The following is a 22,302-nucleotide window of genomic DNA, read 5'->3' on the forward strand; positions in this document are numbered from 1 at the left end:
TTGACTTAATGTCCTGAAATTTCATTAAAGAAAGCTTTGCTGTCCGGATCACGGCCCAGAAAATCCTTAACCATCTGATCGCCCGGCTTTTGTCCGCCTTGTGCCAGTACAGTCTCGCGATAGTGCATGCCGACTTTTGGATCCATCAGATGGTCACCATAAGCAGACAACATATCGAGTGCCAGCACTTCAGACCACATATAGCTGTAATAACCCGCCTGATAGCCACCCATCAAGTGTCCGAACTGACCCGGGAATTGCTGACCTGGAACAGAACCCAATGCAGTTTTACTTTCCATATCTTGCCAGAGTTTTAATGGATCAATACTTTTCGCATCTTTACCGTGCAGGGCCATGTCGTACTGAGCATATAAAGTCTGACGGGCATAATGCAGGCCGCGACCATAATTTTTCACATTCTTTAAGCGCTCGGTCATGGCTTCATCGACACGAGGACAAGCAGGTTCACAGTAATCTGCTACTTTAGATAAAGTCTCGAAACGGCGCGCCCACTCTTCATACATTTGCGAAGGTGCTTCAACAAAGTCACGCTCTACCGATGTACCTGACTGCTCGGTATAACGGGTCTTCGATAATATTCCGTGTAGCGCATGACCCATTTCATGTACAAAAGTCTCCAGCTCATTACTGTTCAGACCTTTACGGTTGAAGTTGGTCACCAAAACAGAGACCGGACGGCGATGATTTAAACGGCTGCCACCATAAACGCCCCAGACTGCAGCATGGCCATATTTGCCTTCACGTGGATATTTATCGACATAAAGTCCGCCCATAAACTCACCGGTGGCTTTGTCATGCACGGCATAGTATTCAACTTCATCGTGCCAGGCTTTGACTTTTACCGGCTTGAATTCAATCCCATATAAATCGGAGGATACGGCAAATAACCATTTTTGAGCCGCTTCAGTCGGGAAATAATCACGCAGTTTTTCCTGATCCACCTTATATTTGGCCTGACGCAGTTTTTCACTCCAGTAGCCTTGGCTCCAGCGCTCAATCTCTGCTTTTTCCAGCGGAATTTTTAAGGTTTCTGCCTTGAACTGACGTAATTCTTCAACATCCTGCTTTTCTAATGGCGCAACTTTGGCATAGACCTCATCCAGAAAACTATTGACTGCTTCTGGGGTTTTGGCCATACGATCTTTTAAGGCAACATAAGCATAGCTGTCTTTATCGAATAGCTGGGCCAGTTCATAACGCAGATCAATAGCCTTTTTCATGTATTCGAGGTTTTTCTCAGTCCCTCGGCGGGTATAGGCAGTCTGATAACGTTTACGAGCTTCATCACTCTCTGCCAGCTCCATAAATGGCTGATATTCCGGATAGTCGAAGCCGAGCAGATAATTGCCCTTTTCATTTTTCTTTAAACCGGCGATATAGCTCTCAGGTAAACCTTTCAGCTCTGCAACAGTGAATTCAACTTTTTCAGGGTTATCACGTACATTCTTGGAATAGTCCTGCCCCAGTTTGGTACTTTCTTCAATAATTTCCTTCAGACGCTTCTGTTTCTCTGCGCTGAGTTGTACCCCCGTTTTTTCAAACTGATTCAGAATATCTTTCAGGAATTTTTCATCGACCGGATCTGTGGCTTTCAGTTTGTTGAACTGGGCATACAGTTTTGGACTCTGATACATGGAAGTCAGGTATTTACTGATTTTCAGCTCACAGTCATCTGCTGCCTGACGCAAGGCCGGATCAGGATCAACATTGCTATATAAACCGATAGGTGAAACAAAATCACCAATCGATGCCTGCAATGTATCCCAAGCTGCCAGATAAGGACGGGCTTCAGCCTTATTTTTGATTTTCTGGCTTTCAAATTTCTGGATATCTTTTTGCATTTTATCCAGATTGGCATCGCACAATGCCGGAATTTCTGCAGCCTTGAATAAAGGCAAAAGCTGGGTTTGGGTCTCTGCCATGACGGTTTGAGATCCCCCGATCATCGCCAGACAGAGTGTGGTAAATTTCAAGTGTTTTAATGTCATCTTCATCTCCAGCTTTTTCTTACTTTTTAGTATCAATATCGATATACATCCATTCTGTGGACAGAATCGGATGGGACTTGTGTCCAATAACATGAGGTTGCGCTAGTGCATTACGGTAAGTGCTATACAGCATCATGGTTGGCATATTGACCTCTAGAATACGGGTCATTTTGCGATAAACCAGATCCCGTTCAGGACCCGGTGGCATGCTTTGACTTTGTTCATATAAACGGTCATATTCCGCATGCTTGAAGCAGGCATTATTGGTGACATTGACGTTTTTGCCATAGAACAGCTGCATGAAGTTATCTGCATCAGGATAGTCGGCAATCCATGCAGAGCTTTTAAACATGGTTTTACATTGCTTTTCCAGCTTAATGCCTTCAGCAAATGGCATGGCCTTACTGGTCAGTTTGATATGAATATTATCTAAGGTCTTTTTCCAGAATTCGCCCTGTTGCTGACCACGACTGGTATTGGCCGTAATCAGTTCAATCACCAGAGGTTTGCCTTCAGGAGTTCTCCGCCAGCCATCCGCACCGATCTTATAGTTATAGCGATCCAGCAACATGTTGGCTGCCTTGACCGAATATGGCGTACTGGTTTTATAAGCGGGTGAATAGCCTGCAACTCCTGGCGGAATAGGCATGTGTAGTTTTGCACCATCTCCTTTTAGTAATACGCTAATCATATTTTCAACAGAAAAAGCCATTGCCATGGCACGACGTAAGGCTATTTTTTCTGGTGCAAAACCACCTACTACCGGGTCTTGCATATTCCAGTAATGGTAGTTTATCGATGGCTCCAACATGCGTGACAGCTTGATGCCTTGCTTGACCAACTCAGGTTTTAACTTGTCGCCATCCAATGCTTGCACGACCAGATCGCCGTCGATTTCAACCAGATCTAGTTCATTTTTCTTAAATGACAACATCCGTGATTGAGCTTCTTCAATGACACGCACATCAATGGTGCCAATTTGAGGCATTTTTTTGCCCTGCATCGCACTGACAATCGTCTGGTCTGCTGCACTATTGGCTTTATAGTTCCAGACAAAACCACGGTAAGCCGGATTCGGCTTTAAGATAATGCGTGATCCCGGTGTCCAGCGGCTAAGCACATAAGGCCCTGTACCAATCGGCTTACTCATCACCCAGCCAGCTTTGTCTTTGTACTTTTCAATGACTTCGCGTGCGACTGCGGCAGCCGGACCGTGGGCCAGCAACATCGGAAAGTTCTGATCCGGATTATTCAGCTTGAGTACCAAGGTATAGCGATCTGGAGTCTGAATACCTTCAAATGGATTTTCATAGACTTTGCCATTTTTTTTCGCCATGGCTGTCCATGCTTCCAGCCCTTTGATCCGACCATCCAGCAACCAGCTATTTGGTGAATTAAGTTTTGGATCTAAGAGACGCTTTAGAGAATAGGCATAGTCGTAGGCGGTCAGTTCACGTTTTTTACCGCCAAAGACCGGATCATCCGCAAAGTAAATGCCCTTTTTAACTTTAATGGTATAAGTCAAACCGTCTGCACTGACTTGAGGCATATCTACCGCAGTCAATGGCACCAGTTTCGCTGGGGAGGCCAGATAATCATAGGTATATAAGGTTTCGAAAATCGCCGAGTTAATCTTGGCCGAATAACGGTCATGGATATAACCGGGATCGAAACCGGTTTCAGCCGCGGGAAAGACCGTTTTTAAGACTTTATTCGGATTGGCGGGATTGGCAGCCCATGTGGGTGCAGCACCTGCCATCATTAAACTGGCCACTAAAACCCCACTGGCCAGCTTTTTTAAAGCGTTTGTATTCACATTCATACTGGTTCTTAATCTTCTCAAGTTATTTTTTAACAGGTTCAATATCCAGATATTGCCAAACTGCCCTGGTCACCGGATGTGCCTTAAAGCCCTGTACCTGTGGGTGAATCAGCCAGTTGCGTACCCGGGTATTGTGCAAAATCCATGGATTATCGGCCTCCATCTGGCGGTTCATCTGCTCATAATAGGGAGTACGTTGCTGAGGTGGCAGCTTCATTGCGGTTTGATACAGCGCGTCATAGGCTTTAGAGGTATAGCAGCTCAGGTTACCTTGCTGGGCATTTGGGCCATACAGCAACTGAGCAAAGTTTTCCCCTTCCGGATAATCTGCAATCCAGGCGCCACCCCACATCATATGTTTGCACTGGGTGGCTTCTTTTAAATTGTCGGCAAAGTTACTGACTTTAAATTCAACTTTTACCCCGATTGCATCCAGGTTCTTTTTCCATAGCTCCGCAGAAATAACGGAAGAGCTTGAGCTAGTCGAGTTCATTTTCAGAACCAATGGTTTGCCATCAGGCAAGGTACGATAACCATCGGCGCCTTTCTTGTAGCCAAAACGATCGAGCAGTTTATTGGCGAGTAATGGGTTATAGGCAATACTGCTTCTATAATTCGGGTTATATCCGCCCACGCCTTCAGGAAGAATCATTTCAGCTTTAACAGCATGCCCCTTATATAGCTGCTGGATGGCTTCTTTCTGGTTATAGGACAAGGCAATGGCACGGCGTAGTGCAATTTTTTCCAGTGAGTTCCCACCAATCACCGGATCACGCATATTCATGATGGTATAGGTGATTTCCGGTTCTTTATTCGGATAATGCAGGATGCCTTTTTTCTTGTATTCACTTTTCAGCTGCTTATTTTCCAATGCCTGTTCAGCGCCACTTGCAGTCAGTTTGTCATAGTCTAATTGTCCAGATTTTAAAGCCAGCCAACGTGATTGTTCTTCTTCAATGATACTGATCTTGACCTTGCCGATTTGCGGCATCTGCTTGCCTTGCATGGCCTTGACAATCCGTTGATCCCACTCTGAACCATCCCCCTTAAAGTTCCAGACAAAACCGCGATAATTTGGATTAGCAGTTAATTCAATACGGCTACGCGGCACATATTTGTGTAACTGGTATGCCCCTGTTCCGACTGGATGCTGACCTACCCGATCGCCATAATATTCGATGACTTCGCGTGCAGTACCAGCAAAAGCGACATAGGCCAGAATGTAAGGAAAGTTCAGGTCGGAACGGGTCAGGGTAATTTGTAAGGTATATTTATCTAGGGCTTTTAAACCGGGAATAGGTGCATCGTAGTTGAACTTGCCAGTTTTTTTGGCCTGCTGGATAACTTGATCTGCGCCAAGAATTTTGCCTTCGATAAAGGAAAAAGAAGGCGAATGGCTTTTCGGATCCATCACCCTTTGCATGGAATAAATATAATCCCGGGCAACCAGTTCACGCTTCTTGCCCTGAAAGGCTGGATCCGGACTGAAATAAATTCCTGGCTTGATTTTAAAGGTATAAACTTTGCCATCCTGTTCAACCACGGGTAAAGACTCGGCGGTATTCGGAGCCAAAATTGCAGGCCGGGCCAGATAGTCATAACGCAACAAAGGCTCGAAAATGGCCTCAGCCACGCTACCACTATAAAAATTATAGGTTTTGACCATATCAAAACCGTCATCAGGTGCTTCGAAAGCCAGGTTTAAAATTTTATCCGGATGTGCAGATGATTTTGCTAAAGCCATCCCCCCTGATGTTACTGCCAGTGCTAAAACTGTCATCCTTAAAATTACTGATTTCAAATTCACACCTATTTTTGTTTATTTAAATCATTAAAATGATTAAGGTTTTTTAAAAGCATTTAATCTCTTCTGATTTGCTTCATGTTTTTTTATTTTTCAACATTCCGCCTATCTTATGAATCTAGCGTTTGAAAGCTAATTTCATGCCACTCTATACTTTAAGTAACAATTAAGTTCTTTTTACAACAAAAAATATATTTTTATTAATCATTTAAAATAATAATAATTTAAGCAATTACTTAGATACTATCTGCAGTATTTACTGCACTAATCCTACAATGACTTTCACTTTATTGCACAAAAATAATTCGCTAGTGGGTCATTTTATAGCACATTCCAATTCAGCCATTCGTAATCCAAAAAAATAAATCTATATTTTTTAATAACTAAGAATATGTCTAAAAATTAAACAACCACCCCTCATAACTCATATTTCACCTACATTAAAGAATCTAAAAATATCGATTAGTTCACATATTTTTCAATTAATGTTTAGAGTTAATCAATAAATACTGATTTGCAATATCATTTTTTCTTATTACTTCCAATACAGCTCATCTGTTTTCCCTGACGCACAAGTTCTCTCTTTCTAAGACCCTATAAATTAAGCATTTCTTAATATATTGAATATTTTTAGAAGAATTCTGACTAAGTTGGCACTTGCTTTGCTTAAAAAAAATACAGCATTATCTTCACACAACAAGAAAGGTGAACTTTACGATGAAAATAAACAAACTAGTCGGATCTATGGGGGCTCCAACCGTCAGCAAAAGACTACTCAAGTTAAGCGCACTCAGCTTAAGTATGATGTGCTTGTCTTTGGCACATGCAGCCGATGAACCAGAAAACTCTGCCGCTCAACCTACCAAGGTTCAAAAAGTGACAGTGACAGGTTCATCTATTAAAGGAGTAGCTGCACAAAGTGCATCTCCTATTACTGTGCTTAAAGTCGAAGATCTGGTGAATCAGGGGGTCACCACGGTTGAAGAAGCAATTAATAAAGTAAGTGCTAACCAAGCTGGTTTTGCTGTTTCTCAAAATATTGGTAAAAGTAATACTTCAGGCTCTTCTGCCAACCTGCGTGGGATTGGTACTGATAAGACCTTAGTTTTATTAAATGGGCGTCGTTTGGCTAACAGCCCATTTAGTACTTCTGAAGTTAACCTGAATATTATTCCGCTCGCGATGGTTGAGCGAATCGAGATTCTGCGTGATGGTGCTTCTGCAGTATATGGTGCAGATGCAATTGCCGGCGTAATTAACTTTATTATCAAAAAGGAATACCAAGGTTTCGGTATTTCTGGTGGACTGCAAGCACCTGAAGAAAAGAATGGCGACAAATATGATGTCTCTATTTTCGGTGGTTATGGTGATCTGGATGAACAAGGTTTCAACGTTTACGGTGTAGTCGATTATCGTACTTCTGACATGATCATGGCCAAAGATCGTAAAGTCAGCCGTCGTGGTGGTTTAATTCCAGAGTTAAACATGGCGATCGGTTCAAGTGCCGGCTTCCCTGCCAACCTTTTAGATTCAGGTGTAGGTGTAGTTAACCCTTATATCAATCAAAACTGTAATAATGCACCAAATATGTTTGTATCTGGTACACGTTGCTTGTTAAACACTCAAGCACTCATTGGTATTACTCCAGAAGAAGAAACTTTTTCAGCTCTAGGTAAAGGTACCTTCAAATTAACCGATTCATTAAATGCGGTTGCTGAATATATTTATACTGAAAGTAAAGTAAAAACCTCGATAGCACCTGATGTATGGGGAGGTAGTCTTTCTATTCCAAATACCAGCAAATATTATCCAGGCAACGGCATTACACCAGACATCGCTGGTCTGGTAGATCCAAGAGCAGCACTTTATTTACGTTCACAATCAGGTAACCGTGTTTCTCAATCAGAAAATGAATCAAACCGCTTTTTTGCAGGGATTGAAGGTGAAGTCTACGGTTGGGATGTAAATGGTGGCGTTACTTATGCCAAAAGTGAAGCAACTGATAATTTTGTCAGTGGTTACCTGAATCAAAGTTTGGTTCAAGCCGCACTTAATGATGGCACCTTAAACCCATTTGGTCCTCAGGCCGCTGCAGATGCTGGGAAATGGTCTACTTTTGATGTGGCAGGTCCAACAAATATGGCAAGTCTGGATTCTACCACTATAGATTTCACTGTCAGCCGTCCAATCTATGAACTACCTGCAGGTGAAGTTGGATTTGCCTTGGGTGGTAGCTACACCACTCAGGACTGGGAAGCCAAGGTGAATGCCGATCTTGTTCGCCAGGTTCCAGGTTCTGGTATTGATCCAAATAAACCGTCAAGTTCAGGTGACCGTGATATTACTGCGGTGTTTACTGAATTACATGTACCGATCTTGCCGACTCTAGAAGCTCAACTTGCGGCACGTTATGATGACTATAGTGACTTTGGTGATACTTTCAATCCAAAAGTATCCCTACGTTGGGAACCGGTTAAAGAGTTAATGTTCCGTAGTTCTTATAGTACTGGATTCCGCGCCCCAAGTATGTGGGAAATCAACTCTTTACAAAGTGAAACCAATACTAGCACTAACTTCAATAACCCACGTTTTTGTGATGCTAACGGTCAACCGACCAGCACCCAATTTGCAGACCAATGTGGTATGCAGTTCAAGCGTAAACAAGGTGGTAACCCAGACTTACAGCCAGAAGAATCAACCTCTTTTACAGCCGGATTCGTATATGAACCAATCAAGAATCTGGTATTCACCGCTGATTACTACAATATTGATATTGAAGGTTTAGTCAGCTCAGTTACTCCTAATGACATTTTTAATGACCTTGATCGCTATGGCAATCTGATCGTTTACGCTCCAGATGGTCGTATCCAGTATTTAAATACAACTCTACAAAATATGGGTGGATTAAAAACTGAAGGGATTGACCTCAGCCTGAACTACTTAAGCCCAATGACAGCAACAGGCCGTTTTGGTTTTGGGATTGATGGTACCTATGTCATCAAAATGGATGAGCAAGAAGAACCAAACGGTGAATGGGAAGGGCTCGTCGGCATCTATGATGATCCTGCAGTCGTCCGCTGGAGACATATTGCCAATATCAACTGGTCTTATGAAGACTGGAAAATGAGACTAGAACAACAATATATCCGTGGTTATGAAGACTTTTCTCAAGAACGTGATGTAAGTGCCTATACGCTTTATAACTTTGCAGGAACCTATAGCGGATTCAAGAATTTAGAGCTAACTGCAGGTATTCGCAACATGTTTGATGCAGAACCACCTGCTTCTGATGCAACCAACAATGCTCAATATGGCTATGACCCTCGTCACGGTGATCCAATGGGCCGTACCTACTTCCTACGTGGTACTTATAAATTCTTTTAATTAATTACTTCGCAAACACTGCTGCCAAGCGGTGTTTGCGGTTTTCCCCGTTTAATTTTAGCCAAACAAAAAATAATGCTGCCTGTAACTAAAAAAATTTTCTCATCAGTGCACTATTTCCTGTTTGTCTTAAATTCCAGGAGTCATGATGAGCACAACGTTTGAAGACATAGAAAAAAGCTCCGCCAAAAAGTTGACTGGAATTGGTGTCGTGATTTTCTTGCATATCCTGGTGGGCCTGGTGCTAATGGCAGGTATGGCAAAAGACATTATTAAACCAACGGAACAGCCAGTTGAGCTAATGATTATTCAAGATATTAAGCCGCCTGAACCTGAGCCACCAAAAGAAACACCACCAGAACCACCGAAAATTGTAGAAAAAGTGGCACAAGTGCCTGAGGTTAAACCGGTAGAAAAAGTGGTTCCGGTACAGAAAACACAGCCTACACCAACAGTCACTCAACCGGTTGCAGAACCAACGCCTGTAGCTGCAGCAACACCATCCCCAAGTCCGGTGGCTGCACCAGCTCCAGTTGTTGCAGCGGCACCTGCTGCTCCACCGCAACCAACTGGCGTTACACGCGGCGTATCTCAAGGTGAAGCTGGCTGTAAGCGTCCAGATTATCCACGTGATGCATTAATGAATGAAGAGCAAGGTAATGTGCTGATCTCTGTCTTTGTGAATACCGACGGCAAAGTGAAAGATGCCAAAGTAAAAAAATCCAGTGGCAGCCGTTCACTTGACCGTGCAGCGTCCAAGGCTTTCAGCTTATGTACCTTTAAACCTGCAATGAAAAATGGTGAACCACAAGAATCTTGGTACGACATTCCCTACGAATTTATCTTGGACTGATCCAGACAACAGATTAAAAACAAAATGAGGAGATTCATTATGAAAAACGCACGACACACTTTAAAAAATATCACTGCTGCAAGTGTCATTGCGGCAAGTACTTTACTACCTTTGCAAACTGTATTTGCTGAAGAATCCCCTACACCTGCAACGACAGTCACTGAAACGGCAACCCCAACTCCTGCGACTGTCGCTGAGCCTACACCGCCAGCACCTGCTGCAGCTGAAAAACCTGCCAGCAACCCTTATGGTCTGGAAGCCATGTGGAAAGAAGGCGACATGGTGTCTAAAGTGACCCTGTTCATTCTGGTGATCATGTCAATCGGTACCTGGTACATCATGATCACCAAGTGCTTGCAACAAGGCAAGATTCGCAAACAAGCCAAAGAAGCAGAGCATCAGTTCTGGGAATCTTCTTCTCTGGATAATGCCACCGAGAACCTGGATGAAGCCAGCGTATATCGTTTTATCGCTGAAAAAGGCATCAAGTCAACCAAAAACCATGGCGGTACTTTACTTGAGCGTATCGACTTTAATACTTGGGTTACGATTTCTATTTCACGCGCAGTCGACAAGATTCAAAGCCATCTGAGTGGTGGTCTGGCCTTCCTTGCAACCGTAGGTTCTACTGCACCTTTCGTAGGTCTGTTTGGTACCGTTTGGGGCATTTACCATGCCTTGACTGCAATTGGTATTTCTGGTCAGGCATCAATCGATAAAGTTGCTGGTCCGGTCGGTGAAGCACTGATCATGACTGCAATCGGTCTGGCAGTGGCAGTTCCTGCAGTACTTGGCTACAACTGGTTAACTCGCCGTAATAAAGCGGTGATGGAAGAAGTTCGTACCTTTGGTTCTGACCTGCATGCTGTACTACTGAGCGGCGAAATCAGCTCAAACAATCCTGTTCACCGCGACACAAAATAAAAATGGGGGTCAACCATGGGAATGATGGTCAATTCAAACGACAGCGATGATGAGGTCATTGGTACCATTAATACCACGCCTCTGGTTGATGTGATGCTGGTACTGCTGATTATTTTTCTGATTACAGTACCAGTTGCAATTCATACCGTACCGGTCGATCTGCCTGAAGAACGTAATGTCCCGTATGAAACTAAGCCGGAAAATATCCAGCTGGCAGTCAACAAAAATGGCGATATTTTCTGGAATGAATCCTATATTCCGGACAAGGCAATTTTATTGACCCGTTTACAGGCAGAAGCCCAGAAACGTCCTCAGCCTGAGGTGCATATTCGCGGTGATCAAAGAACAGCTTTTGAAGCGATTGATCAGGTCATCAGTACTACCCAGCAAGCAGGTATTGGCAAGATTGCATTTGTCACGACCCCGCCCGCTTCACCTTAAGATTGAGGGAGAATCCAGTTATGGGAATGAATGTTGGCTCAAGTCAGGATGATGATGTAATGCTGGACGTCAACATGACACCATTGATTGATGTCATGCTGGTCTTGCTGATTATGTTTATTATCACAATTCCGTTGCCGAATAATTCGATTAATATCAACCTGCCAAATGGCACACCACCACCGACTGAGGAAAAACCGCCAGAGATTGTGAATTTGCGTCTGGATGCTCAGGGCCAGATCTTCTGGAATGATCAGCCGGTGGCGAATGCTCAAGCGCTAGAAGCCTTATTCAAGACCGTGGCGCAAAAAGCCGATCAGGATCAGATTAAAATCAAGGCTGATCGCGCAACTGAATATAAGCATATCGCCATGGTGATGGCTGCGGCTCAGCGTCTGGAAGTGAAAAAAATCGGAATTGTCAGTAACAACAATTCTTAAGTCTACAGAATCAAAAAACCCAGCATCTGCTGGGTTTTTTATTATTCAATATCTTACATTTGTGACTGGATATAGTTTTGCAGACCAATCAGCTCGATCAAACGTAACTGTTTTTCTAACCAGTAAGTATGATCTTCTTCCGTATCCGACATTTGCTGGCGCAGCATGTCACGGGTCACATAATCGCCCTTCTCTTCACAAAGTTTGACCCCTTGAGCCAGCTTTTCACGGACATGATACTCAAGCTTCAGGTCAGCTTTCAGGCAGGTCACCACATCTTCACCAACTTCGATGTCATCACGCTGCATATTTGGCGTACCTTCAAGAAAAAGGACACGACGGATCAGGGCATCTGCATGCTGTGCTTCTTCCTGCATTTCATGGTCGATGCGTTCAAAGATTTTAGTCAGACCCCAATCTTCATACATACGAGAGTGAATCAGGTATTGATCACGAGCAGCCAGTTCGCCACCGATCAGCATATTTAAATAATCTACGACTTCTGGATTACCGCGCATTTGAATTACTCCCTGCTTTTATCATCCTATTATGGAGAAAAGATGTTTGATTTGCAAAAGCAAAATTATGGTAAATATCTGATTTTTATATAATTAAAATGAGAAGCACTTGCATTTACGCTCTCTGTTCGGCCAAATCCCATTTATAAAACAACATCTTGCATTTTTCGTTCCGTTTTTATTCAATCCAGCAAGCTGGAATATTCAAACGTTAATTTTTGTAAATATTAATAAGCACTTATCTTGTTGCTTATTTTTATCTTGGACTCACCTGTTTGGCCTGGTTCATGCATAATTGTGCCTACGATGAAAGAAGTCAAAACAACAACGGTTTAAATATGACATTACAACATAGCACAGCACCTGTTCTGGTCACCGGCGCATCTGGCTATATCGCCAGTTGGGTGATCCAGAAACTTTTAAAACAAGGTTATACCGTACACGCCACTGTACGTGACCTGAATAAAACCCAGAGTTATACACACCTTGAACAAATTGCAGACAGCAGCCCGGGGACCTTAAAGCTGTTTGAAGCTAACCTGCTCAAGCCCGGTTCTTTTGATGCGGCCATGGAAGGGTGTGAAATTGTCTTTCATATGGCCTCGCCTTTTGTGGTCACCAATTATAAAGATGCGCTCAAAGACATTATTGAACCGGCAATTCTGGGTACGCAAAATGTGCTGAATAGCGTCAATAAAACTGAATCTGTCAAACGTGTGATTGTCACCTCAAGTATTGCCTCAACGTATGGCGATGCGATTGATATTTTGCAAACCGAGCACACCAGTTTTGATGAATCTCACTGGAATACCACCAGTTCAGAAACCCATCAGCCTTATCCATATTCCAAAGTCATGGCAGAACGCAAAGCTTGGGAAATGGCGGAAGCGCAGGATCGCTGGGACCTGATCTGTATCAATCCGGCACTGGTCTTTGGGGAGTCCTTAACGCCTAATACTCAATCAGGCAGTGTGGAAGTTCTGCAACAGTTTGCCAATGGCATGACCTTGCTGGGTGTTCCACCAATGTGGAATGGTGTGGTGGATGTTCAAGATGTTGCGGAAGCCCATATCCGTGCTGCATTTAATCCGGAAGCGCATGGCCGTTATATTATCTGTAGTGAGACTTTGAGCCTGCTAGAAATGGGTAAAATCCTGCGTGAAGCATTTGGTCCAAAATTCCCGTTTCCGCGCAACCAGTTGCCAAAAACGGCTTTCAAGATTTTTGGTCCTCTGGCCGGCTTTAGCCGTAAATTTGTTGAACTCAATATGGGTTATCCAATTTTCTTTAATGCACAAAAAAGTAAGGATGAACTCGGTCTGGAATATCGTCCAGTAAAAGAAAGCTTGGTCGAACATTTCCAGCAATTGCTGGATGATGGTGTGGTGAAGAAATATATTCCTTAATTGTACGAGCTCAAACCTGATCTGACAGTGACCGATTTTTTATGGTGTCTGTCAGATTAAATTTGAGCTACTACACCGACTTATGCGCCCACAAGCTCACTATTCCTGCATAAAAACAAGCTAAGCAGAAGTCCAACGCGCATTTTTCCACGCTTGCTGTTGCTTTGTATCTAGAAAAGTCCAAGCCACAAAACGACTCTCTTTTTGCCCCTGCGTCATTTTAATAGTTTTTACATCCACTGCACCGCACTTACGCAAGGTATTTAATAGCATAGGCAATGTGGTTTTCTTAGAAACCAGCGTACTAAACCAAAGACATTGCTCAGCAAACTGTGTGCTCTCTTGTACCATCTGGCAAACAAAGCGTTCTTCTCCACCGTCGCACCACAACTCGTTCTTTTGTCCGCCAAAGTTTAACACCACTTTAGACCGATCAACCGGTTTGCCAAGTTTGCGTAATTTTTGCGTTGCTGTGGCATTTGCCTCATCTTGCGAAGCATGAAATGGTGGGTTACACAGGGTCAAATCAAAACGATCTGAAGGTTTAATCACACCTTTGAAAATATTGCTCGGTGTCTTTTGCAATCGAATCTGAATCCCCTTCCTGAGATTCGGATTTGCCTCCACAATAAATTGAGCACCTTTAACCGATGCCGAATGAATGTCTGAGCCAACAAATTTCCAACCATAACTACGATGCCCAATGATCGGATAAATACAGTTCGCACCTACCCCAATATCTAACACCTGAACTGCACGCCCTGTTGGAATCTGGCCGTTATTATTGAGACTTAACAGATCAGCCAAATAATGAATATAGTCCGCTCTACCCGGAATCGGTGGGCAAAGATAATCTTGCGGAATATCCCAATATTGAATGCCATAAAAATGCTTCAGCAATGCTTTATTGAGCATTTTCACAGCCAGTGGATCAGAAAAATTGACTGAAAGATCGTTATATTGATTCGGGCTGACAAAAGGCGCAAGTTCCGGACAACTCTTGATTAACTGAGGAAAATCGTAACGACTGCGATGCAGATTTCGTGCATGTAATTGCGATTTTTGTTGCGGAAAAGATTTCTTTGCTTGCGCCATGTGTATGCCAATCATCAACGGGAGAACAGAATTAATAAGGCAGGATCTATCCTGCAAATGAATCGATATTGTACGTGAATTCAACTCACATTTCCGAACCCGTCCTTGTATTTGTCCATCCTCCCTCTCTCATTCATCTATAGTTTTGAACTAGCAATAAAAAAGACACCTCAAAATTCATCATCCTGGGTGTCTTTTTTATTTGAGTCATTGTTTAGAACTGATTAGCCTTCGATTTGCCCATACTCTTTCATCAAGGCAATAAACTGTTCTTCATTGATCACAGGCACACCAAGTTTTTCTGCTTTATCGAGCTTAGAACCCGCTTTTTCACCCGCCACCACACATTTGGTTTTGCTAGAGACACTGCCACTGACCCGTGCACCTAAGGCTTGCAGTAATTGCGTCGCTTCATCACGACCCATAGAACTTAAAGTTCCAGTCACTACCCAGCTTTCACCATTCAGTGGTTGGCGCGTTGGTGCAATTGGCGCATCCCAATGAATACCGGCAGCCAACAAGCGATCCAATACTTCCAGGTTATGCGGTGCCTGGAAGAAATCAACAATCCATTCTGCGGTAATATCACCAACATCCGGTGTTTTCTTTAAAGCGTCTACATCAGCACTACGCAAAGCGTCGAGAGTCTGGAAAGTATTGGCCAGCATACGTGCTGTCGTTTCACCTACACCGCGAATACCGAGTGCATAAATAAACGCTGCCAATGTAGTTTTCTTACTGTTTTCAATCGAATCAATGAGATTCTGCACGGATTTTTCACCCATTTTTTCGATTTGCAGCAATTGCTCACGATGCTCATGCAAGTGATAAATATCCGAAACATCTTTTAAAAGATTGAGATGTAGCAATGACTCTACCCAGCGATCGCCCAGACCTTCGATATCCATAGCCTTACGCGAAACAAAGTGACGAATAGTTTCGATGCGCTGCGCCGCACAATACAGTTCACCTGAACAACGTGCCAGTGCTTCACCTTCCGGCATCACCACGGGTGAATCACACACTGGACAGTTCTCAGGTAAATGCACTTCGACTGCGTCAACAGGACGGAATTCTGGCCAGACTTTTTCAACCTTAGGAATCACATCACCACTACGATAGACACTGACGGTATCCCCGATTCTTACATCCAGACGGTGAATTTCACCAATATTATGCAGGGTCACATTGGAAACCGTCACACCGCCCACGGCAACCGGATTTAAACGTGCCACAGGGGTCAACGTTCCAGTACGGCCTACTTGCCAGTCAATATTTTCAACGGTGGTCAACGCCGCAACCGCAGGGAATTTATAAGCGGTTGCCCAACGTGGTTCACGGCTCAAGAAACCTAGTTTTTGTTGCTGTTTAAGGTCATTGACCTTAATGACCATACCATCGATTTCGACACTAAGCTTTGAACGTTCTTCAATGATCTGCTCGTAAACTTTTTGCACTTCTTGGATGCTACTGCAGATAAAATGACGCTCACCCACAGCAAAGCCAAACTGCTGTAGCCATTCCAGGCTGGCTGACATCGTGGTTTGACCATGATGCGGTACACACTGGGCAATTCCATAAGCATAGAAAGCCAAAGGTCGAGAAGCTGCAATATTCGGATCAAGCTGGCGTAAACTGCCAGCCGCGGCGTTACGTGGATTGGCAAAGGTTTTTTCACCTTTCGCAGCATTGGCTGCATTCAGGCGTTCAAAGCCAGATTTCGGCATCAGCACTTCGCCTCGCACTTCCAGTAATTCTGGAATCACGCCATTCACTGGAGACAGAAATTTCGGCAGGTTACGGATGGTTTTGACATTCTGGGTAATATCTTCGCCAGTTTCCCCATCACCACGGGTAACACCACGAACCAGTACGCCATGTTCATACCAGAGGGAAATTGCCAGACCGTCAAATTTCAGCTCAACATCGTATTCAATCTTTTGATTGGGTAAACGCTCTTCAATACGGCGTGCGAAAGCAAACAGATCATCCTGATTAAACACGTTGCCTAAAGACAGCATTGGCACCGCATGCGTTACGGTCAGAAATTTGGAAAGTGCCTGACCGCCTACTTTAACTGTCGGTGTGTCTGGCTGTTGTAAATGTGGATATTGTTCTTCTAAAGCTTTGAGCTGATGAAAGAGCTGATCATATTCACTGTCTTCAATCGTAGGTTGATCCATCACATAATAAGCATGATTATGCTTGGCAAGCAGTTGAATCAATTGACGCATTTGCGCAATGACAGTGGCATCTTGGGTCATAATTTCACCATAAAAAAGGGCGGAAAATCCGCCCTATACAATATTCAGCTTTTCGCTATTATAAAAATCGGATTCTGCAGATTCAATATTGGAATATTAAACTTCTGCAGTCTGTCCAGCACGATAATCAATCGCCTGATGACGCCAGAATTCACGTAATTGCGGGGTCATTTCCTGCTGGTTCTGATCATAAACCAGACCATCCACTTCACGCGCAATCAGACGTGAAATGCTGTCCATGGTATCGAAAGCATTCTGTACATCGCTATGCGGTAAAGCCAGGAAGAATGCCAGACCTTTCACTTCTTCAGTCGACAGGGTTTCTAGGTCAAAACCTTCCATACCGGTATCTGCCATACGTAATACCGAAAATAGCAATTTTGAGCCATCTTCACTATAGCGATGGAAACATGCCAGTTCACCATAACGCAGGCCATATTTCAGTAAAACTTTTAAGGTTTTTTCACCTGACAGTGCACGGCCTTGTGGATAAACATGCAAAGAAATAATCGTTTCAGCATTAGCCAGCGAACATTCTTCATCCACAATTTTTTGCTCATGTAGATGTGCATCGAGAATACTGCTTTCATCATTGAAATCAGAAATTTCAGCTTTTTCAATATTGCTATTCAGGCTAAATTCAGCGGCTTTAGGCTCTTTTGCTGTTTCTTCTACTTTGGCTACTTCTGGTTCTGCCTCCTCTGCAACCACCGGTGTGTCGAGTGGACTTGCTGCTTTGGTTTCTGGCTGGGCGGTTTCAGCCAAAGTTGGCTCTACTTTGGCTTCTTGTTGTTCTGCCACAGGTGCAATGTTGTCTACTGCTTCTTCATTCAGGCTCGGTTCAACACGTGTAGCTGCCGGACTTTCTGTTTTAGACAGTTGAGATCGTACATGCCTTGGAATAACCGGAGTCTGGCTGTCAGGATCAATATGCAGGTCTGCATCCAGTGACGGTACAGCCTCCGCAGGTTTTTTCAAGATCAGTCTTATGCCGAATAGCATAATCACAATTGCAATAACAATCCCGATAATTGTGGTGATTTCCATGTTATACCTCCGCAGCTAAGCCGTATTCTTTTGCCTGTTCCAAATTTACTGTCACTAATTTTGAGGTTCCCGGTTCAGGCATGGTTACACCTAAAAGATCAGTCGCCATCATCATTGCAAGTTTGTTATGGGTAATATAAATAAATTGCACTTGTTCAGAAAGCTCTTTGACTAAATTACAAAAACGTCCCACATTGGCATCGTCCAGCGGTGCATCGACTTCATCCAGTACACAGAACGGTGCCGGATTTAGTCGGAAAATTGCAAAGACCAGTGCTAATGCGGTTAAAGCCTTTTCACCACCAGAAAGCAATGCCAGTGAACTGTTGCGCTTGCCTGGTGGGCGTGCCATCAGTTTTACACCCGATTGCCATCCATCTTCAAGACTTAAACTCGCTTCACCGCCCTCAAATACTTTCGGGAACAGGTTTTGTAGCTCGGCATTGACCTGATCGAAGGTATTCATAAACAGCTTACGGGTTTCCTGATCAATACTTTTCATTGCTGCCTGCAGCTGTTCAACGGTATTTTCCAGATCCTGAATCTGATGGCTGAGTTCGTCATAACGTTTCGAAACTTCTTCATACTCTTCAGAAGCTGCCAGATTCACCGCACCCAATTTATCAAATTGAGCCTGGGCTTTTTCTAGTTTGGCCTGATGTACTTTTACATCAATATTCAGCCCTGAAATTACTTCACTATTCAACTCTTTCAGTTGTTCTGAATAATGCTGTAAATCAGATCTGGCAGCTTGCCAAGCCAGACGTTTGGCTTCAAGTTCAGTACGCAATTGTTCATCCTGCTGCTGGAAAGTATGGCGCTGCTCAGTCAGGTGCTGCTGCTTGCTCTGGATCTGATTCAGCTCGATCTGCCAGTCTGCCCAGGTTTTTTGCAGTTTTTCCGTGATCAGTGCCTGTTCATTGAACTGGCTCTGTAAAGCAGGTAATTCCAGCTGTACCGGATCGACAAACTTTTTGGCCTGTTCTATTTGCGCAATAATCTGTTGATATTGCTCTTTTAAAAACAGCTGGTCTTTTTCCAGCAGTTCAGCCTGCTGCTGACTTTGTACCGTTTGACGGCGCAGTAATTCTAATTCCTGCTGCGCCTGCTGAGTGACTTGCTGTGAGTCTTCCAGCTGGGCATTGAGTTCTTCCAGCTGGAATTGCAAGGTTTTGTAATTTGGCAGTGCCTGTTCCAGTTTCAGATTCAGTGCATGCAGATCAATTTCCAGATCGTCTTTCTGCATCGCATCTTCTTCCAGTTGCTCGTCCAGTTGCTGTAACTGGTTCTGCAATTGCTGTTTCTGTACTGCAAAGGCCTGTGTCGCACTCTGGACTTTAGCAATATTCAGATCAAGCTGTTGTAACTGCTTTTGTGCCTGCTTCTGCTGCTCATTGATGCTCTGAATCTGGCTCTGTAAAGCTTTCACTTGAGCATTTAACTCAGGAAGCTGTTGCTCTAGATCTGCGAATTTTGGTTCAAGCTGAATCAGTTGCTGCTCGATTTCATCCAGACGAATACGATGACTCAGTGCTCCTTGTCCCGCCTGACTGGCTTCATCATAGTCCAGTGCAATCATCCAGTCGGGTCCGACATGATAGCCATCCAGACTTAAGATCGACTGGCCTGTATGCAACTGAGTTTGTAAACCAAGTGCCTGTTTAAAGTTCTCAGCTACGGCCACCTGTTGCCAGAGCGAATATTGAGGCGCTTCAATCCAGTCTGCTAAACAAGGGAGCCCATCAAGCTGAATATTATCCTGTGTCGTCTGAGCTTTGAGCTGGCGTGCACTATTTTCCAAAAAATGCTCAGTTTCTTCTAGTACTTGTGCAGAAAGCCATTTCGCCAGGAACTTTTCAATCAGGCTGGCATGAGCTTTGGCCTGTGGATTCAGCTTCAGCACCTGCATTAACTGCACCGCATCCGCTTTGGCGTTTGGATTGGCTTTGGTCAGTAACTGGCTCAGGTTTTTGCGTTCTGATTGCAGCACCTGAATTTCTGATTTCAGCTGCATGAGCAATTGCTGCTGGCTTGCCTGTTCTGCCTGTAGCTGCTCAAGCTCAGTTTTCAGTGTTTTGAACTGAGTCTCAAAGCCAGTGATTTGCTGTTCAGTTTCAGCTCTATCAGTCTGATACTGTTCCAGCTCATCTTGCTGCGCCTGCTGCTGAATTTGTGCTGCCTGCTGTTGCAAGGTTTCTTTTTGCTGTTCAATCCGGACAATATTTTTAGCCAGCTGTTCACTTTGCGCCAGCATTTGCTGTTTACGTTGTTGCTGTTGCTCAACCTGGGTTTTAATTTGAGCAAACTGGGCAGCAATTGTGCCTTGCTGGGATTTCAGATCAGTCAGACCCTGGTTTTGTTCCTGACTTTGACCTTCCTGCTTCTGCAATTGTGCAGTCTGATCTTCGAGTTGTTGATGCAGGGTGTCCAGTTGCAATTCAATCAGCTGTAAACGTTCTTTGGTTTGTGCTTTTTGTTCTTCCAGCTTCACCAGACTGCTTGAGTTCTGCTGCAATAAGGACTGCTTTTGCTGCAGGGTCATTTCCAGTTCGCTGAGCTTTTTCTCAGCCTGTTGCCATTCAGTTTGTAGCGGTGTGGACTGTTGAATCAAGCGCTGGAACAGTTCACTGGTCGCTCCCAGATCATGCTCAACAGTAGTCAATTCAGAACGTACCAGCTTAAAATTCTCGCCCAGCGTATTCATCTGCACAGTATATTCTTCTTGCAGACGCTGGCTCTGCTCACACTGGAACGACAGGATTTCAATCTTGATGGTACGGATCTGGCCTTCCAGTTCCTTATATTGAATGGCAGTTTCTGACTGGCGTTTCAAGGTTTTAAGCTGAGACTTGAGTTCAGAGGCAATATCTTCCAGACGCGACAGGTTCTGCGTCGTGTGATCCAGATGCAGCATGGTCTCGCGGCGACGTGCCTGATAACGGGAAACCCCTGCAGCTTCTTCAATAAAAACCCGCATTTCTTCAGGCTTGGCATCCACCAGACGGTTAATCATGCCCTGTTCAATAATTGCATAAGAACGCGGCCCCAGACCGGTTCCCAAGAAAATATCGGTAATATCACGACGTCGGCATTTAGTGCCATTCAGGAAATATTCAGACTTGCCATCACGGTTGACCTGACGACGCACTGCCAGCTCATTATAGGCATTATACGCACCGCCCAGCTTGCCATAAGTATTATCAAAACGCAGTTCTACACTGGCGATGCCCACCGGTTTGCGCTTGGCTGTTCCGGTAAAAATCACATCCTGCATGCTGCCACCACGTAGTTGGCGCGCACTGGACTCACCCATCACCCAGCGTATGGCATCAATCACATTTGATTTACCACAACCATTGGGTCCCACCACTGCAGTCCGGTTATCCTTGAAGTGTAAGGTAGTACTGTCAGCAAAAGATTTGAAGCCTGAAAGTTTTAAACTGCTTAAACGCATAGTGTCCTGATTTAACGTCGTGAGCGTCTGGCCCACGCGAGTTCAATTTGTTTCATCCGTATCAGAGATTCCAACACAAGGTTGCGCAAGTGTCGACAAAAATCTTCCATAAATAACGTCGCCTGATGGGATTTACGAATTAAAATCGCTTCCGTCACCAGTTTAAATAATTCAAAAGATTCCTGTAGCTCACGTCTTGAAATATTCAGGGTCAGAAAATAGCTACGGCGTAAAGATGGCAGCAGTTCCTGATAGTAGCGCATCAGGTAAAGATTACCGACCATCTCCTGTTGCTGGGCCATTCCCTGAAAGATCAAATCATAAAACTTTTCGATATGGCCTTGGCGGGTTTCGGCTTCCAATTGTTCTAATAGTAGCTGAATGCGCTCTGCCTCATGACTGCGCCAGGTCTCTGCCATGCGATGTACCATCTGCCCCAGCAATAAAGAGGTCAGGTCAAACAGGGCACGAACCTGCATGGCCGACATTTCCGAAACAATGGCGCCACGACGCGGGAAGATTTCAATCAGCTGGGTACGTTCAAGCAAGAGCAAGGCTTCACGGACTGATCCCCGACTGACGTCAAGTTCCGATGCAATTCTGAGTTCCTGGATGCGTTCGCCTTCAACCAGTTCACCCCGGATAATCTGTTCACTGATATGCTTGGCAATCTGTTCAGACAAACTGTGTGCTTCTTGTTGTTGCATACTGTTCCTGTCTTATTTTTATTGATGCAAGTGCAGTCATTCTGGATGACTTTTCAGTTATTAAACGGCTTTTTTGCAGAAAATACTTTGACATTGTCAGACAATCTTGTGTCTATACAGCCAACCCAGTCAAA

15 protein-coding genes are annotated in these 22,302 nt (G+C 44.1%); 6 read left to right on the forward strand and 9 right to left on the reverse strand.

Features of this window, described 5'->3' with window-relative positions; translation table 11 throughout:
- Positions 1-5: 5 nt before the first annotated feature.
- The 3 genes from FTV12_RS04680 to FTV12_RS04690 are packed head-to-tail and all read right to left on the reverse strand — an operon-like array spanning position 6 to position 5,611.
- Entirely contained in the window at positions 6-2,009 is a 2,004-nt protein-coding gene (locus FTV12_RS04680; protein WP_180025450.1) for a M3 family metallopeptidase, read from the reverse strand.
- 19 nt (positions 2,010-2,028) lie between these two features.
- Positions 2,029-3,831, reverse strand: coding sequence for an ABC transporter substrate-binding protein (locus tag FTV12_RS04685; protein ID WP_180033581.1), 1,803 nt, complete (start codon positions 3,829-3,831; stop codon positions 2,029-2,031).
- Positions 3,832-3,853: 22 nt separating this feature from the next.
- On the reverse strand, positions 3,854-5,611 hold the full coding sequence (locus tag FTV12_RS04690; protein WP_180017055.1) for an ABC transporter substrate-binding protein: 1,758 nt from the start codon (positions 5,609-5,611) through the stop codon (positions 3,854-3,856).
- 741 nt (positions 5,612-6,352) lie between these two features.
- On the opposite strand from FTV12_RS04690, the gene FTV12_RS04695 reads away from it, so the two are divergent.
- The 5 genes from FTV12_RS04695 to FTV12_RS04715 all read left to right on the forward strand — a co-directional run bounded on the left by FTV12_RS04695 (position 6,353) and on the right by FTV12_RS04715 (position 11,677).
- Positions 6,353-9,019 (forward strand): TonB-dependent receptor, encoded by a 2,667-nt coding sequence (locus FTV12_RS04695; protein WP_180031806.1) that lies wholly within the window; start codon positions 6,353-6,355, stop codon positions 9,017-9,019.
- A gap of 148 nt (positions 9,020-9,167) precedes the next feature.
- Positions 9,168-9,872 carry an energy transducer TonB gene (locus tag FTV12_RS04700; protein ID WP_180033582.1) on the forward strand — a complete coding sequence of 235 codons (705 nt, stop codon included), beginning with the start codon at positions 9,168-9,170 and terminating at the stop codon, positions 9,870-9,872.
- Between the two features lie 39 nt (positions 9,873-9,911).
- The gene (locus FTV12_RS04705) at positions 9,912-10,796 is read left to right on the forward strand and encodes a MotA/TolQ/ExbB proton channel family protein (protein WP_180033583.1); all 885 of its coding nucleotides are present in this window, start codon (positions 9,912-9,914) and stop codon (positions 10,794-10,796) included.
- 15 nt (positions 10,797-10,811) lie between these two features.
- Positions 10,812-11,237, forward strand: a complete 426-nt coding sequence (locus tag FTV12_RS04710; protein WP_005234255.1) for a biopolymer transporter ExbD — start codon at positions 10,812-10,814, stop codon at positions 11,235-11,237.
- Between the two features lie 20 nt (positions 11,238-11,257).
- Positions 11,258-11,677, forward strand: a complete 420-nt coding sequence (locus FTV12_RS04715) for a biopolymer transporter ExbD (RefSeq protein WP_180033584.1) — start codon at positions 11,258-11,260, stop codon at positions 11,675-11,677.
- A 53-nt stretch (positions 11,678-11,730) separates the two neighbouring features.
- Here the strand turns inward: FTV12_RS04715 and bfr are convergent, their stop codons facing one another.
- Entirely contained in the window at positions 11,731-12,195 is a 465-nt protein-coding gene (gene bfr, locus FTV12_RS04720) for a bacterioferritin (protein ID WP_004783337.1), read from the reverse strand.
- A gap of 338 nt (positions 12,196-12,533) precedes the next feature.
- On the opposite strand from bfr, the gene FTV12_RS04725 reads away from it, so the two are divergent.
- Positions 12,534-13,601: an aldehyde reductase gene (locus FTV12_RS04725; protein WP_034170652.1), complete on the forward strand. Its 1,068-nt coding sequence runs from the start codon at positions 12,534-12,536 to the stop codon at positions 13,599-13,601.
- Positions 13,602-13,721: 120 nt separating this feature from the next.
- Here FTV12_RS04725 and rlmF read toward each other — a convergent pair whose 3' ends face one another.
- The 5 genes from rlmF to FTV12_RS04750 form a co-directional block, all read right to left on the reverse strand.
- Positions 13,722-14,696, reverse strand: a complete 975-nt coding sequence (gene rlmF / locus FTV12_RS04730; protein WP_180033585.1) for a 23S rRNA (adenine(1618)-N(6))-methyltransferase RlmF — start codon at positions 14,694-14,696, stop codon at positions 13,722-13,724.
- Positions 14,697-14,920: 224 nt separating this feature from the next.
- Positions 14,921-16,960, reverse strand: a complete 2,040-nt coding sequence (gene ligA / locus FTV12_RS04735) for an NAD-dependent DNA ligase LigA (protein WP_180033586.1) — start codon at positions 16,958-16,960, stop codon at positions 14,921-14,923.
- A gap of 96 nt (positions 16,961-17,056) precedes the next feature.
- Positions 17,057-18,007 (reverse strand): cell division protein ZipA C-terminal FtsZ-binding domain-containing protein, encoded by a 951-nt coding sequence (locus FTV12_RS04740; RefSeq protein WP_180033587.1) that lies wholly within the window; start codon positions 18,005-18,007, stop codon positions 17,057-17,059.
- 1 nt (position 18,008) lies between these two features.
- Positions 18,009-21,461, reverse strand: coding sequence for a chromosome segregation protein SMC (gene smc, locus FTV12_RS04745; RefSeq protein WP_180033588.1), 3,453 nt, complete (start codon positions 21,459-21,461; stop codon positions 18,009-18,011).
- A gap of 11 nt (positions 21,462-21,472) precedes the next feature.
- Positions 21,473-22,168, reverse strand: a complete 696-nt coding sequence (locus FTV12_RS04750; protein ID WP_004783346.1) for a GntR family transcriptional regulator — start codon at positions 22,166-22,168, stop codon at positions 21,473-21,475.
- Between the last annotated feature and the right edge of the window lie 134 nt (positions 22,169-22,302).

It is taken from the genome of Acinetobacter sp. YH12233 (genome assembly GCF_013417725.1).
Taxonomy (GTDB): Bacteria; Pseudomonadota; Gammaproteobacteria; order Pseudomonadales; family Moraxellaceae; genus Acinetobacter.

Coding starts and splice junctions, on each gene's coding strand:
- FTV12_RS04680 (WP_180025450.1), bottom strand. CDS start 2,009: ATGACATTAAAACACTTGAAATTTACCACACTCTGTCTGGCGATGATC.
- FTV12_RS04685 (WP_180033581.1), bottom strand. CDS start 3,831: ATGAATGTGAATACAAACGCTTTAAAAAAGCTGGCCAGTGGGGTTTTA.
- FTV12_RS04690 (WP_180017055.1), bottom strand. CDS start 5,611: ATGACAGTTTTAGCACTGGCAGTAACATCAGGGGGGATGGCTTTAGCA.
- FTV12_RS04695 (WP_180031806.1), top strand. CDS start 6,353: ATGAAAATAAACAAACTAGTCGGATCTATGGGGGCTCCAACCGTCAGC.
- FTV12_RS04700 (WP_180033582.1), top strand. CDS start 9,168: ATGAGCACAACGTTTGAAGACATAGAAAAAAGCTCCGCCAAAAAGTTG.
- FTV12_RS04705 (WP_180033583.1), top strand. CDS start 9,912: ATGAAAAACGCACGACACACTTTAAAAAATATCACTGCTGCAAGTGTC.
- FTV12_RS04710 (WP_005234255.1), top strand. CDS start 10,812: ATGGGAATGATGGTCAATTCAAACGACAGCGATGATGAGGTCATTGGT.
- FTV12_RS04715 (WP_180033584.1), top strand. CDS start 11,258: ATGGGAATGAATGTTGGCTCAAGTCAGGATGATGATGTAATGCTGGAC.
- bfr (WP_004783337.1), bottom strand. CDS start 12,195: ATGCGCGGTAATCCAGAAGTCGTAGATTATTTAAATATGCTGATCGGT.
- FTV12_RS04725 (WP_034170652.1), top strand. CDS start 12,534: ATGACATTACAACATAGCACAGCACCTGTTCTGGTCACCGGCGCATCT.
- rlmF (WP_180033585.1), bottom strand. CDS start 14,696: ATGGCGCAAGCAAAGAAATCTTTTCCGCAACAAAAATCGCAATTACAT.
- ligA (WP_180033586.1), bottom strand. CDS start 16,960: ATGACCCAAGATGCCACTGTCATTGCGCAAATGCGTCAATTGATTCAA.
- FTV12_RS04740 (WP_180033587.1), bottom strand. CDS start 18,007: ATGGAAATCACCACAATTATCGGGATTGTTATTGCAATTGTGATTATG.
- smc (WP_180033588.1), bottom strand. CDS start 21,461: ATGCGTTTAAGCAGTTTAAAACTTTCAGGCTTCAAATCTTTTGCTGAC.
- FTV12_RS04750 (WP_004783346.1), bottom strand. CDS start 22,168: ATGCAACAACAAGAAGCACACAGTTTGTCTGAACAGATTGCCAAGCAT.